This window comes from Burkholderia sp. Bp8986 (assembly GCF_003854225.1).
Classification (GTDB): Bacteria; Pseudomonadota; Gammaproteobacteria; order Burkholderiales; family Burkholderiaceae; genus Burkholderia.
Map to the genome: position 1 here is coordinate 202,543 of NZ_QTQM01000003.1, position 13,258 is coordinate 215,800.

Sequence of the window (13,258 nt, forward strand, 5' to 3'; positions counted from 1 at the left end):
TTCCGGGAGCTCCCCGATGACGACCCGCACCGGCCACCTGCACCTCGGCGCGTTCCTGTATCCGACCGGCCATCACATCGCCGCGTGGCGCCATCCCGGCTCGCAGGCGGACGCCGGTGTCGACTTTCGTCATTACGTGCGGCTCGCGCAGGCGGCCGAGGCCGCGAAGTTCGACCTCGTGTTCCTCGCGGACGGCGTCGGCACGCGCGGCGACGACGTCGAATTCCTGAGCCGCACCGCGCACAGCTACGTCGCGCAGTTCGAGCCGCTGACGCTGCTGTCGGCGCTCGCGGCCGTCACCGAACGCATCGGCCTCGTCGGCACCGCGTCGACGAGCTTCAACGAGCCGTTCCACATCGCGCGCAAGTTCGCGTCGCTCGACCACATCAGCGGCGGCCGCGCCGGATGGAATCTCGTCACGTCGTCGAGCGCGCACGAAGCGCGCAACTTCAACCGCGATGCGCATTTCGATCACGGCGAACGCTATGCGCGCGCGGAGGAATTCGCCGACGTCGTGCGCGGACTGTGGGACAGCTGGGACGACGATGCGTTCGTGCGCGACCGTGCCAGCGGCCGCTTCTTCGACCCGGACAAGCGCCACGTGCTCGCTCATCGCGGCCGCTTCTTCCGGGTGGACGGGCCGCTGAACGTGCCGCGCGCGCCGCAGGGGCAGCCGGTGATCGTGCAGGCCGGCTCGTCGGCGGCCGGCACGCGGCTGGCCGCGCGCACGGCCGAGGTGATCTTCACCGCGCAGCAGACGCTCGACGACGCGGTCGCGTTCTACGCGGACGTGAAGGGGCAGCTTGCCGCGTTCGGCCGCGACCCCGACACGCTGAAGATCATGCCCGGCGTCTTTCCGGTGGTCGGTCGCACCGAGAGCGAGGCGAAGGAGAAGTTCGACGCGCTGCAGGCGCTGATCGACCCGAAGGTCGGGCTCGCGCTCGTGTCGGGCCTGACCGGCGGCGTCGACCTGTCCGCCTATCCGCTCGACGGCCCGATCCCGCCGCTGCCGGAAACGAATGCGAGCAAGAGCCGGCAGACGCTGACGCTCGAGCTCGCGCGCCGCGAGAACCTGACGATCCGCGAGCTGTACCTGCGCATCGCGGGCGCGCGCGGTCACTGGCAGCTCGTCGGCACGCCGGAGCAGATCGTCGATGCGCTCGAGGAACGGTTCGTGCATTACGGCGCGGACGGCTACAACGTGATGGCGCCGACCTTGCCCGGCGGCCTCGACGATTTCATCGCGCTCGTGCTGCCCGAATTGCGTCGTCGCGGGCTGTTCCGCAGCGACTACGCCGGCAGCACGCTGCGCGATCACCTCGGGTTGCGGCGCCCCGCGGCGCGGCGCGCGTCGGCCGTGCCCGGCGCCGCGGCGGCCTGAGTTCAGCGCCGCAGGCCGGCGTCGCGCAGCAGCGGCAGCACGCGTGCGCCGAAGAAGTCGAGATCCGGCCTGAAGTCGTAGAAGCTCAACTGGATGCCGTCGATGCCCGCGCGATGCAGCCGCACGATGTAGTCGGCGACTTCCTCGGGCGAGCCCGTGATCGAGATGTTGCCGCCGATCGCACGCGCGGCCGCCTGCGCGCGTTGTTCGAAGCCGCCGCGCCACGCATGGGCGTCGCTGTCGAAGCGGTGGAAGCTGCCTTCGTCCGCATGCGCGACGATCGCGTCGCGGTACGCGCGAGCCTCGGCCGCCGTCTCGCGGCAGATCACGAGCGGATTGAGCAGCGTGCGGATCGTCCTGCCGCGCGCGGCGGCGGCCGCCTTCACGCGGGCCGTATGCGCGGGCAGCGCGTCCAGCGCGAGATCGACGTCCGGGCCGGCCGGGCTCGTGACGAACACGATGTCCGAATAGCGGGCCGCGAAATCGATGCCGGCGTCGGAGCCGGTCGCGTTGATCAGCAGCGGGCGGCCGTAGCGCGGCTTCGGCGTGACGAACGCGCCGGAGAGCCGCCAGCTCGACAGCGCGGGCGCATAGCTGAAGTTGTCCGGCTGGGCCCACAGCTGGCTGACCGCGTCGACGAACTCGGCGGCCATCTCGTAACGACGGTCGTGCTCGATCCGGTTCCAGCCGAACATCTCGTGTTCGATCGCGCGGTGGCCGGTCACGACGTTGATGCCCCAGCGTCCGCGCGAGATGTGATCGAGCGTCGCCGTGAACTTCGCGAAATGCAGCGGATGCCACGGCCCGTAGAGCACGTGGCTCGTCGCGACGAGGATGATCCGTTCGGTGCGCGCGGTGAGCGCCGCGAGCGTCATGAACGAGTCGAGCGCCTGGCCGTCGAACACGCCGCCGTAGCCGCCTTTCGGCAACCACTGCGACAGCGCGAACACGAGATCGAAGCCGAGCGCCTCGGCGCGCGCGACCAGGTCGGCGTTGTAGTCGAACGTCCAGTCGGTCGAGCGCGGCAGCGTCGAGGCGCTCCAGCCGCCGGCCTGGATCGGCAGGAACAGCCCGAGCATCAGCGGCTGCGCGAGCACGCGCGACGCGGGGCTGTCGGGGAAATCGGCCGGCGAACGGACGTCGACGAACGGCGACGCCACGAGCGGCGCGTCGGCCCGGGCCGCGGCGGATGTGTCGGTCAAGGTAGGCTCCTTGCGCGGCGCGCTGGCGCCGAACGAAAAAATCCGGCACGCGATGCCGGCAGTCTTGCCGGACCGTTCTGCGTCGTGCCGGCCGGTGGATCGCGTCGCGTCACAGTCGTCCCGGCCGCGGGTCGGGCACGAAGCCGTCGCGGTTCGGCATCCTGACTCGCGGCAGCGTGTGCGCGTCGAGCGTCGTGTCATCCGGCACGATGCCGTTCAGGTGCAGCACGTAGGCCGTGACCGCATAGACTTCGTCCGCGCTCAGCGACTGCGGCGCGTTGTACGGCATCGCGCGGCGGATGTAGTCGAACAGCGTCGTCGCATACGGCCAGTAGCTGCCGACCGTTTTTTTCGGCTTCGCGCCGGCCAGCGAGCCGAGGCCGCCGACGAGCGGATCGCCGACGCCGCCCTGGCCGCCGGCGCCGTGGCACATCGCGCACTTGTCGGCGAACACGTGCGCGCCGCGCGCGACCGTGCCCGCGCCGGGCGGCAGGCCGCTGCCGTCGGGCGCGACGTCGATGTCCCATGCGGCGAGCGCCGCGCGGTCGACCGGCTGACCGAGGCCGAAGCCTGCACCGAACGCGGGTAGCGCAGACAACGCGAGCGCGCCGAACGTGGCCCACACGGCCGCACACGACGCGAGCCGACGCACGATCGTGTTACGCATTGCGCACCTCCCCGTCCGCGCCGACGCGCCAGTTCTGGATGCCGTTGTAGTGGTATTGCGAATTGACGCCGCGTGCGGCGACGAGCGCGTCGCGGGTCGGCTGCACGTAGCCCGTTTCGTCGGTCGCGCGGCTTTGCAGGTCGGCGGGCTCGCCGTTCCAGACCCAGTCGGCTTCGAAGCGCGTCAGCGCGCGATCGCGCACGTCGCCCGCGAGCCGCGCGGCGCGCCAGGTGCGGCCGCCGTCGGTCGAGACGTCGACCGCGCGCACCCGGCCGCGCCCCGACCACGCATAGCCGCTGATCGGGTAGTAGCCGCGCGAGGCGAGCCGGTGGCCGGCCGACGGGCGCGTGATCACCGATTTCGCGTCCATCTCGAACACGAACTGGCGGGCGCAGCCGTTCGGCAGCAGGCTCGTGTATTTCGACGTTTCCTCGCGCGTCATCTCCGGCGCGCGCACGAGCTTCAGCCGCCGCAGCCACTTGATGTTCGTGTTGCCTTCGAAGCCCGGCACGATCAGCCGCACCGGGTAGCCGTTCTCGGGGCGCAGCCGCTCGCCGTTCTGCGCATAGACGACGAGCGCGCGTTCGAGAATCCGGTCGAGCGGCAGGCTGCGCGTCATCGCCGCGCCGTCCGCGCCTTCGGCGAGCAGCCACTGCGCGGCCGGATCGACGCCCGTTTCGTCGAGCAGTGTCGACAGCCGCACGCCCGTCCATTCGCAGCACGACAGCAATCCGTGCGTGAACTGGACGGGCAGGCCGCTCGGGCCGTTCCATTCGCTGCCGGTATTGCCCGAGCATTCGAGGAAGTGGATCCGCGATTCGGACGGAAAGCGCAGCAGGTCGTCGAGCGTGAAGCTGCGCGGCTCGCGCACGAGGCCGTGCACGACGACGCGGTGGCGTTGTGCATCGATCTCGGGCACGCCCGCGTGATGGCGCTCGTAGACGAGGCCGTTCGGCGTGATGTCGCCGAACAGGTCGGCGAGCGGCGTCATCGACGAGCCGGAGCCGGGCAGCGCCGGCGTGCGCGCGCTGCGACGGATGACGTCGCGTTCGTGCGCGCCCGGCAGGCCATACGGTGGCGACAGCAGCGGTGCGCCCGGCGTACGCGTCCACGGCGGCACGTCCAGCGGTGCGAGCGGCTGGCCCGCGAGCGCGCCGCCGGCCGGCAGCATCGCGGCGGCCCAGCCGCCGGCGAGCTGGCGCAGCGCCGCGCGTCGGCCGGCGCGGCGTGGGCGGGAAGGAGAGTCGGTCATGAGAGAAGCCGTGCCGCGCGCGGGCGCGGCAGCATCCGGAAAAACGGACATTCTCGGCAACCGGGCGCGACGCGGCAAACAACGATTCCCGCTTTGCTTATCGCGCCGCGCCGGCTGCGCGAACGCTCAGAACTTCACGCGCAGCCCGCTGACGAACGCGAGCTGCCGATTCGTCGACGATGCGCTGCCGATGTTCGAGATCGCCGCGATCCGGCGATAGCCACCGGATGTCGCGGTGCTCGCATCGCCTGCGGCCAGCTGGTAGATGCCGGACAGGTAAATGTCGGTGCGTTTCGACAACGCATAGTCGAACCCGAGCGTGAACTGGTGCCAGCGCGGCTTCAGCGTCTGGCCGCCGGTGCCCGGCAAGCCGCTCGCGCGTCCGTCGGTGAACGTGTAGACGCCGATCAGCGTCGCCGCCGGCGTGATCTGGTAGCGCCCGTTCACGTCGTAGTTGTTGAACTTGCGCGACGAGCCGTCGACATAGTCGAGCTGCGTGTGGCTCCACGCGAAGCCGAGGGTCGCGCGGCCGAGCGCGTAGTTCGCGCCCGCGACGCCGATCTGCTGCTTGCGCACGCCGCCGTTCAGCCCGTAGAAGAACGCGCCGCTGTAGTCGTTGCCGGTCGTCGTGGTCGCGCCGCCCACCGCACCGCTCGTGTTCGACGTCGCGTTCGGGTGGTTGAGCCGCACGTAGCCGGCGCCCGCCGACAGCGGGCCGTTCACGTAGTTCGCCGACACGCCCCATGCGTTGTTGTTCGAGAAGCCGGTGCCCGCGCCGCCGTTGGCCTGGTTGCTGAACGCGTACAGCGCGTCGGCGGTGAAACCGGCGATCGTCGCGCTGCGGAACTTCACCGCGTTGTTGATCCGGAAGCTCTGGTTCAGGTTGTCGTTGTCGCCGACATGGGTGGCCGGCGACCAGAAACCGGACCCCGCGTACTGCGCGACGAGATCGGTGATCGGCTCGTACTGGCGGCCGAACGTCAGCGTGCCGAGGTCGGCCTTGCTCAGGCCCACGTACGCGGAGCGGCCGAACAGGCGGCCGCCCTGGCCGAGCCCGCCGTCGCTCGGCCGGAACCCGCTTTCGAGCGTGAACACGGCCGCCAGGCCGCCGCCGAGATCCTCGTTGCCTTTCAGGCCCCAGCGGCTGCCGCTCAGCTTGCCGCTCGTCTGCTGGATGTTGCTCGCGCCGCCCTGGCTGTTCGTATAGGCAAAGCCGGCGTCGACGACGCCGTACAGCGTGACGGAACTCTGCGCATGCGCGCCGATGGAACCGATCGAAACCAAACCCAGGACTACCGACTTCTTGATCATGAATAACCTCTTTTTTATGGGTGAATCTGCGAGGATCACGATGCTATTGACGTCGGTCCGGTCGACGAACGTTCGATCCGTGGTTTGCAATTCGCTGCGCGAGCGAATTGCAATGCGTGCCGCTGCACGCTCGACGCGTGCGCCGTGATCGCGTCCGGCGCGGGTGCTGCAGCGGACGTATCGGCATGGATGGCGAACATCGCGCGACGGCCATGCGCGGTCGTGCGCATATCGATCGATGAAATCGTTGGATATCGCGACGAGATCCGTTCGGATGACGATGTTTTTATGCAACGCGGCTCTGTGAGACGCGCGGCCGATGCGGTAGGCACACCTGCATATCGATTCCGCAAAACGTTGGTAGGGCCGCGCGATGCAAGGCAGTAGAGTCGGGCATCCGGCCGCGAGCCGGCCAGCGCCGGGCGCAGCGCACGCAGCGTGCAGCCCGGTCGAACCACGAATATGGGAGCCGTGTGAAATGAGTCGGGATGTGTTGTTTCTGCTGGAACCGGGCTTTGCCGATCCGAAGTATCCGGGCCGACACTTCGTCTGTCCTCACGGACTGGCGATCGAAGGCCTGCTTGCGAGCGCGCCCGAGCGGGCCGGCCGCCTCGACGTGCGCCGGGTCGGTTTCGAACGGCCGCGGCACGCGGTGATCGACGTGCTCGACGACGCGCATCAGGGCCTGCCGGTGCTCGTGCTCGGTAGCGCGCAACCGGCGCCGGACGACGCGCAAGCGCTCGGCACGACGCGCTTCGTCACCGACCCGCGCCGCATCCTCGATCTGCTGGCCGAGCGCCACGGTTTTCCTTCGCTGCATTGACGCACGTCGGCCGTCGCGCACGGCGGCTTCCTTTTTCCCTTTACCGTTCAATCGACAGGAGTATCCGATGGCGTCAACTTCGGCGGCACGCCGCCGCCTGCTGCTCGCCGGCGCCGCGATCGCGGCGGGCCCCGTGGTCGCGCGGGTCGCGTTCGCCGCGCCGACCGTCAACGCCGATCTTGCCGGCACCACGCTGCGCGTCGCGACCTACAAGGGCGGCTGGCGCGCGCTGCTGCAGGCGGCCGGCCTGAGCGACACGCCGTACCGGATCGAGTGGCGCGAGCTCAACAACGGCGTGCTGCACATCGAGGCGCTGAACGCGGATGCGCTCGACATCGGCTCGGGCAGCGAGATTCCCGCGGTGTTCGCCGCACGCCAGAAGGCCAGCGTCCGGTTCATCTCGCGTACGCGGGAGGATCTGAACAACCAGGTCACGCTCGCGCGCAAGGACACGCCGATCCTCGGCATCGCGGACCTGAAGGGCAAGCGCGTCGGCTACGTGCGCGCGACGACGTCGCACTATTTCCTGTACCGGCAGCTCGCGGAGGCCGGCCTCGGTTTCGACGACATCCATCCGATCAACCTGTCGCCGACCGACGGGTTGTCCGCGTACGACCGCGGCGACCTCGACGCGTGGGCGATCTACGGCTACAACGGCCAGCTCGCGCGCAACCGTTACGGGGCGCGCGTGCTGAAGACGGGCAAGGGCTATCTGTCCGGCAATTTCCCGATCTATGCGAACCCGCGCACGCTGGACGACCCGCGCCGGCGCGCGGCTACCGGCGATCTGCTCCTGCGGTTCCAGCGCGCGTACGCGTGGGCGAACGGGCATTTCGGCGCGTATGCGCGCGCGCAGAACGGCGAAACGCGCGTGCCGGTTGCCGATCTCGAGGCGATGTTCGCGCAGCGCAGCGACGACTACGCACTGCTGCCCGTCACGCCCGACGTGATCGCGCAGCATCAACGAGTCGCGGACGTATTCGCGCGAATCGGCGTGCTGGATGGGCCGGCGAACGTCGCGCCGTTCTGGGATACGTCGTTCAACGCGCTGGTGGCGTCGGCGTGATGCGCGAGCGGCGCTTCAAACGCCGGTAGGTGATGCGCGGGCGCGGCAAGGGCGAATCCGCCGTGGCGTGAGATCGCATGGTCGGCCGCCTGCGCGGCGAACGGCCAGTCGTCGTGCGTGCGGTTGCGCGGCTGGCGGATCCCGACGCTCGTGCCGCGACGGGGACGCGCAGGCGCCGGAGCGGGCGCGCCCGGCGCGAATTCAGTCGCGCGGACCGAATCAGGAGAACGTCGATCGGGCGAACGTCGCTCAGGCGAACGTCGTCGCGACCATGATGCCGAACACCAGGCCGAGCGCGATGCCGGTCAGCCGGCCGTAGATCGACGCGCGCACATTGTCGTCCAGCTCGAACGGCGAGCGCTTGTGCTTCCATACGGTGCTGAATGCCACCGGGCGGGTCAGCAGCACGGTGCACGCGATCAGTACCGGCGTCGCGACGAGCATCGCGATGCGCGGCCCGGTCCAGTCGACGCCATGCATCATCAGCGAAACGAGCACGGCGAGCGGCACCTCGACGCACAGGCCGAGCAGCGAGCCGCCGACGAAGGAGTCTCCTGGTGATTGGAACATGGTCGGTCCGTCCGTTCGAATGAAAGCCGCTGCCGCTTTCGAGCCTTTGAAAATGGTGACCGCGGTCCTTGCTGAAGCCCGTGGTCGATCGTGTGGCCGGATGTTAAGGCAAATTGTCGACCGGTTGTCGGCTATTCAAGCTATTTAACAAATGTTCGCCGGAAACCGGGTATCGTGCGCGGATCGGAACGATTCGCCGCGGTAGCCGTCGGCCACGCCGTTCCGGCAGACGGCGCCGGGGCGCCGGGGCGACGTGACCGAGCGGGTGGTGCGTACGCCTGAAGCCAACCAGGGGACTGCAACATGATTGACATTCCGGCCAACCATCCGGCGACGATCGCCTGCAAGGTGTGCGGTGCCGACGCGGACATCTGCGGCGTGGTCGATTTTTCGCGCTGCGGCGCCGACATGATCGCCGGGAAAAAGGTCGATCCGTTCGTGGGCGTGCCGATCTACTACTACGCGTGCCGGCAATGCGGATTCACGTGTACGCCGGCCTTCGACCGCTGGACGCACGACGACTTTGCGCGTCACGTGTACAACGACGACTACGCGCGCCACGATCCGGAGTATCTCGAGCATCGTCCGCAGCAGCACGCCGACCTGATCTGCACGAGCTTTCCGTCGATGCGCGAGACCCGCATTCTCGATTTCGGCTCGGGGCTCGGGCTGCTGGAAAAGAAGTTGTCCGCGCGCGGCTTCGCGGACGTGACTTCGTATGATCCGTTCAGCCATCCCGTCGCGCCGCAGGGGCAGTTCGATTCGATCCTGTCGTTCGAGGTCTTCGAGCATCATCCGGATCCTCGAAGCCTGTTCGCCGACATCATCCGCTACCGGGCGCCTGCCGGCGCACTGCTGTTCCAGACGTCCCTGATCACGCCGGAGATCCTCGCGCGCGGGATCGAGCAATGGTGGTACTGCGTGCCGCGCAACGGGCATATTTCGTTCTATACGAGCCAGGCGCTGACGCTGCTGGCGACGCGGCACGGGCTTGAATTCGGCTCGTTCAGCCCGGAGCTGCACGTGGTGTTCGATCGCGCGGCGGCGCCGGGGTGGCTTGCGAAATTCTTTTAGTGAAAGGGGCGCGTCGCGTCGATCGCGACATCGGCCGCGGACGTGCGCTTCTTCTAGAAGCGATCGATCACGCCGAACTGGACACCGCGCACCGACGCACCCGGCCACGAAGGCGTGAGGCCGGTCACGTTCACGCCTCTCAGCGTGTAGGTGGCCTGGCCGCGGTTGTGAAGCCACGCGGCACTCGCATAGACCAGCACCCGCTTCGACACATCGTATTCACACGCCGCGCTGAACTGGTCGGCATCGTTGTCGCGGCCCGACCGGTCGCGCAGCCATGTATAACCCAGCGACGCGCGAAAACGCGCGTTCACCGCGTAGCGTGCGGAAGCCGACACGCCGTCGCTGTGATATCGCGGCGTTCCGCCGTCGCCATTGAAGTACGACAGGAAGGCCGTCACCGGGCCGAACGCATAGGACACGCCGCCGAGGTTGGCGCGCAGTGCGCCGCTGCCGTGGGTTTGCTGGTGTGCGTACGAAATGCGCAGCGGGCCGTCATGCCAGGCGAACGTCTCGATGTGGCCTGCCAGCCCGTTGCCGTCGCCGTCCTTCGCGTCGCGCAACGACGCCATGATCGTGGTCGAAAAGCCGTGCACCTCGGGGGACAGGTACGTGATCGCATTGCTTTCGTACGGCGTGATTTTCGACAGATTGTTCAGCCCCGACGCGATCGTGCCGGCCCCGAACGCATCGAGCTGCCCCTTGAACGGGATGTAGATCGGCGAATACTGACGGCCGACCCGCACCGTGCCGTAGCGTGAGCTCACGCCGATCCAGGCCTGGCGGTTGAACAACGTGTTGGCGGTGGCCAGGGTGCCGTCCGCCGAGCCGAAGCCGTTCTCGAGATCGAACAGGATCTTCACGCCGTTGCCGATATCCTCCGCGCCGCGCACGCCGATGCGCGAGCCGCGATACGCGCCGGAATCCATCCGGGCGACGTAACCCGCGCCGGGATTCGTGATCTCGATGCTCGTGTCGATCGTGCCGTACAGCGTCACGCTGCTTTGCGCATGGGCCGCCGACGCGTGTGCGGCAATGGCCGTTGCGGCCGCACCGATGCGCAGTGCGAAACGCGTGACGGCCGCCGGCCGGCGCGATCGGCGGCGTCCCGGCGTGAGGTCGTGATTTCGGGTGCGGGAGGCGGGAAAGGAACGAGTCATGGACAACGGTAGCATGCAGTCAAGACAGTGAGGTGACGCGCTGGATGCGGGACGGTGCGGCAACCCTCGCCGCACCATCCCGCACGCGATCCGGTCGATTCCGGCGCTTACTTGTTGTCGGGCAGGGCGTAAGCCACCACGTAGTCGCCCCGATCGGGCGACTGGCGCGCACCGCCTGCCGAGATGACGATGTACTGCTTGCCGCCGATTGTATAGCTCATCGGCGTGCCCTGGCTCCCCACCGGCAACCGTGCCTTCCACAGTTCCTTGCCCGTCGAGCTGTCGAACGCGCGCAGGTAGTAGTCCTGCGTTGCGGCGAAGAACACGAGACCGCCGCCGGTCGTCAGCGAGCCGCCGATGGTGGGCATGCCGATCGGTGACGGCATGTTCATCTGCACGCCGTGAAGGCGCGTGTCCTTCACGGTACCGAGCGGGACTTGCCATGCGATGCGGCGGGTTTTCAGGTCGACCGCGGTGAGGCTGCCGAACGGCGGCTTCTGGCACGGGATGCCGATCGGCGAGAGGAAGCGGTCCTTCAGCACCGAGTACGGCGTGCCGCCGAGCGGCACGGCACCCATGCCCGCGTTCACCGATTCGTTGCCGTCGGAGGCGCCGCCGCGGTTCTTCTCCTGCTCCAGGTGGACCCAGAGGCCCAGCCGCATGTCGTTCACGTAGATCATGTCCGCGTTCGGATCGTACGACAGGCCGCCCCAGTTCATGCCGCCGAGCGAACCCGGGAAGCTGAGCGAGCGATCGGTGTCCGGCGCGGTGAAGAGGCCGTCGTAGCGCATGCCGCGGAAGATCACGCGGCACATCAGCTGGTCGATCGGCGTGACGCCCCACATGTCCGAATCCTCGAGCACGTCGGCGCCGATCTGCGGCATGCCGACGGACAGCGGCTGGGTCTTCGAATACGGCTCGTTCGGAATCGACGCGGTCTTGACCGGATGTTCGACGACCTGCGTCAGCGGCTTGCCGGTCACGCGGTCGAGCACGAACAGCTGGCCCATCTTGGTGCCGACGATCAGCGCCGGCACGCGCTTGCCGCCTTCCGCGGGGAACTCGATCAGCGTCGGCTGCATCGGCACGTCGTAGTCCCAGAGGTCGTGGTGGACCGTCTGGAAGTGCCACTTTTCCGCGCCCGTCGTGGCGTCGAGCGCGAGGAGGGAAGCGCCGTACTTCTCGTCGAGCGCGGTGCGCTTCACGCCCCACAGGTCGATCGCCGCGTTGCCCACCGGCATGTAGACCGTGTTCGACGTCGCGTCGTAGGTCATCGGCGCCCATACGTTCGGCGTCGAGCGCACGAAGGTCTTGCCTTGCGCCGGCTGCGCGTGATCGTCCGGATTGCCCGGATCGAACGCCCACTTCATCTTGCCGGTCATCACGTCGAAGCCGCGGATCACGCCGCCGGGCATGTCGAGCGACACGTTGTCGGCGACACGGCCGCCCGTGACCACCGTCGTGCCCGCGACCGTCGGCGGGGACGTGAGTTGGTACAACGGGCTCTTCGCGTTACCGAGGCCGGCCTTCAGGTCGACGATGCCGTGATCGCCGAAGCCGTCGCACAGCTTGCCGGTGTCCGCATCGAGCGCGACGAGCTTCGCGTCGATCGTGTTCATGAAAATGCGGCGGCGGCACACGGCCGGATCCCCGGACGCGGCGACCGGCAGGACCGGCGTCGATCCGGCGACGGTCGGCTGCACGAGCGGCTTGTCCGCATCGAAGTACGCGAGGCCGCGGCAGCGGACCCAGACCGTCGTCTTGGTCGGGAACGCATGGCGCCATTTCTCCGCGCCCGTCGCGGCATCCACGGCGATCACGGTGTTGTGCGGCGAGCACAGGAACAGCGTCTTGCCGACCTGCAGCGGGGTTTGCTGATCTTCCGAGCCGCCGCCGTCCGGGCTGAGCGGCGTGTCGCCGGTGCGGAACGTCCACGCGACCTGCAGGTGCTTCACCGTGTCGCGATCGATCTGCGCGTAGCGCGTGAAGCGGTCGCCGCCGTCCGAGTGACCGTAGGCCGTCCAGTCGTCGGCGCCTGCATTGCCGGCCGCCGGCACGGGCGTCTCGGTGCCGAACGTGCCGTGCGGCACGAACATGCCGTAGACGAATGCGCCGTTGCAGGCGAGCAGGAGTGCGGCAATGCCCCATGCCATGCCGCGTGCGGGTGCCTTGCCTTCGGCACGGCGCAGCAGCGGCCAGGCCGGCGCGAGCAGCATGCCGATCATCGAGAACATGAAGATCCGCGCGTTGAGCGGCCAGAACGCGAAGCCGACTTCCCACACGGCCCACAGCGCCGTGGCGATCAGCATCACGAGGTAGATCGCGACCGCACTGGCGCGGCGCCGGGCGAGCTGGACGCCGGTCGCGCACAGGGCGAGCCCGGCCAGCAGATAGTACGCGCTCCCGCCACGGGCGACGAGCATGCCGCCGCCGATGACGAAATAAAGGCCGAGGAGCAGCGAGACCGCGCCCGCGGCGGTCAGGCCGATGCGGGCGGAAGCACGAATCGGCTCTGCAGGGGATTGCTTGGACATGAGTGTCTTCTTATCCGTTTGCGCCGGGCTGCATCGACAGGCGGGAAGAGGGCGCCGTGGGTGGCCCCGTTCGAACACGTGGAGAAGGCGCCGCACGGCATGCATGCGCGGGCTTCGCAGGTCCTGATCGTGCAGCCTGGTTAGCTGTAGAAATTAACCAAGCGGTGCATTTTAATGGCGAACCGGAGATTTTGCTCGCCCATTTTTTCGTCGATTCT

At 68.5% G+C, this 13,258-nt stretch carries 11 protein-coding genes; 4 read left to right on the forward strand and 7 right to left on the reverse strand.

What is annotated here, in order from left to right:
- Positions 1–16: 16 nt before the first annotated feature.
- Complete coding sequence (locus DID99_RS04840) at positions 17–1,381, forward strand: LLM class flavin-dependent oxidoreductase (RefSeq protein WP_044843485.1); 1,365 nt, start codon at positions 17–19, stop codon at positions 1,379–1,381.
- 2 nt (positions 1,382–1,383) lie between these two features.
- Here the strand turns inward: DID99_RS04840 and DID99_RS04845 are convergent, their stop codons facing one another.
- From DID99_RS04845 to DID99_RS04860, 4 genes are all read right to left on the reverse strand, one after another.
- A complete protein-coding gene (locus DID99_RS04845; protein WP_124528615.1) occupies positions 1,384–2,583 on the reverse strand; it encodes an LLM class flavin-dependent oxidoreductase in 1,200 nt (399 codons plus the stop codon).
- Positions 2,584–2,692: 109 nt separating this feature from the next.
- On the reverse strand, positions 2,693–3,250 hold the full coding sequence (locus DID99_RS04850) for a c-type cytochrome (protein ID WP_124666192.1): 558 nt from the start codon (positions 3,248–3,250) through the stop codon (positions 2,693–2,695).
- Positions 3,243–4,502, reverse strand: coding sequence for a sulfite dehydrogenase (gene soxC / locus DID99_RS04855; RefSeq protein WP_124666193.1), 1,260 nt, complete (start codon positions 4,500–4,502; stop codon positions 3,243–3,245). The genes DID99_RS04850 and soxC overlap by 8 nt, the downstream gene beginning before the upstream one ends.
- Positions 4,503–4,628: 126 nt before the next feature.
- Entirely contained in the window at positions 4,629–5,813 is a 1,185-nt protein-coding gene (locus DID99_RS04860; protein ID WP_044846514.1) for a porin, read from the reverse strand.
- Positions 5,814–6,291: 478 nt separating this feature from the next.
- On the opposite strand from DID99_RS04860, the gene DID99_RS04865 reads away from it, so the two are divergent.
- Both DID99_RS04865 and DID99_RS04870 read left to right on the forward strand, forming a co-directional pair.
- Positions 6,292–6,636 carry a DUF3088 domain-containing protein gene (locus tag DID99_RS04865; protein WP_044846516.1) on the forward strand — a complete coding sequence of 115 codons (345 nt, stop codon included), beginning with the start codon at positions 6,292–6,294 and terminating at the stop codon, positions 6,634–6,636.
- Positions 6,637–6,703: 67 nt separating this feature from the next.
- Positions 6,704–7,702, forward strand: a complete 999-nt coding sequence (locus DID99_RS04870; protein ID WP_124485867.1) for an ABC transporter substrate-binding protein — start codon at positions 6,704–6,706, stop codon at positions 7,700–7,702.
- A gap of 249 nt (positions 7,703–7,951) precedes the next feature.
- Here the strand turns inward: DID99_RS04870 and DID99_RS04875 are convergent, their stop codons facing one another.
- Positions 7,952–8,272 carry a hypothetical protein gene (locus tag DID99_RS04875; RefSeq protein ID WP_044846518.1) on the reverse strand — a complete coding sequence of 107 codons (321 nt, stop codon included), beginning with the start codon at positions 8,270–8,272 and terminating at the stop codon, positions 7,952–7,954.
- A gap of 303 nt (positions 8,273–8,575) precedes the next feature.
- Between DID99_RS04875 and DID99_RS04880 the strand changes: the two genes are divergently transcribed.
- The gene (locus tag DID99_RS04880) at positions 8,576–9,346 is read left to right on the forward strand and encodes a class I SAM-dependent methyltransferase (RefSeq protein WP_044846519.1); all 771 of its coding nucleotides are present in this window, start codon (positions 8,576–8,578) and stop codon (positions 9,344–9,346) included.
- Positions 9,347–9,399: 53 nt separating this feature from the next.
- On the opposite strand, the gene DID99_RS04885 is transcribed toward DID99_RS04880, so the two are convergent.
- Positions 9,400–10,506 (reverse strand): porin, encoded by a 1,107-nt coding sequence (locus DID99_RS04885; RefSeq protein ID WP_260444543.1) that lies wholly within the window; start codon positions 10,504–10,506, stop codon positions 9,400–9,402.
- A gap of 107 nt (positions 10,507–10,613) precedes the next feature.
- A complete protein-coding gene (locus DID99_RS04890) occupies positions 10,614–13,040 on the reverse strand; it encodes a membrane-bound PQQ-dependent dehydrogenase, glucose/quinate/shikimate family (protein WP_124666195.1) in 2,427 nt (808 codons plus the stop codon).
- Positions 13,041–13,258: the final 218 nt, after the last annotated feature.

Coding starts and splice junctions, on each gene's coding strand:
- DID99_RS04840 (WP_044843485.1), top strand. CDS start 17: ATGACGACCCGCACCGGCCACCTGCACCTCGGCGCGTTCCTGTATCCG.
- DID99_RS04850 (WP_124666192.1), bottom strand. CDS start 3,250: ATGCGTAACACGATCGTGCGTCGGCTCGCGTCGTGTGCGGCCGTGTGG.
- soxC (WP_124666193.1), bottom strand. CDS start 4,502: ATGACCGACTCTCCTTCCCGCCCACGCCGCGCCGGCCGACGCGCGGCG.
- DID99_RS04860 (WP_044846514.1), bottom strand. CDS start 5,813: ATGATCAAGAAGTCGGTAGTCCTGGGTTTGGTTTCGATCGGTTCCATC.
- DID99_RS04865 (WP_044846516.1), top strand. CDS start 6,292: ATGAGTCGGGATGTGTTGTTTCTGCTGGAACCGGGCTTTGCCGATCCG.
- DID99_RS04870 (WP_124485867.1), top strand. CDS start 6,704: ATGGCGTCAACTTCGGCGGCACGCCGCCGCCTGCTGCTCGCCGGCGCC.
- DID99_RS04875 (WP_044846518.1), bottom strand. CDS start 8,272: ATGTTCCAATCACCAGGAGACTCCTTCGTCGGCGGCTCGCTGCTCGGC.
- DID99_RS04880 (WP_044846519.1), top strand. CDS start 8,576: ATGATTGACATTCCGGCCAACCATCCGGCGACGATCGCCTGCAAGGTG.
- DID99_RS04885 (WP_260444543.1), bottom strand. CDS start 10,506: ATGACTCGTTCCTTTCCCGCCTCCCGCACCCGAAATCACGACCTCACG.
- DID99_RS04890 (WP_124666195.1), bottom strand. CDS start 13,040: ATGTCCAAGCAATCCCCTGCAGAGCCGATTCGTGCTTCCGCCCGCATC.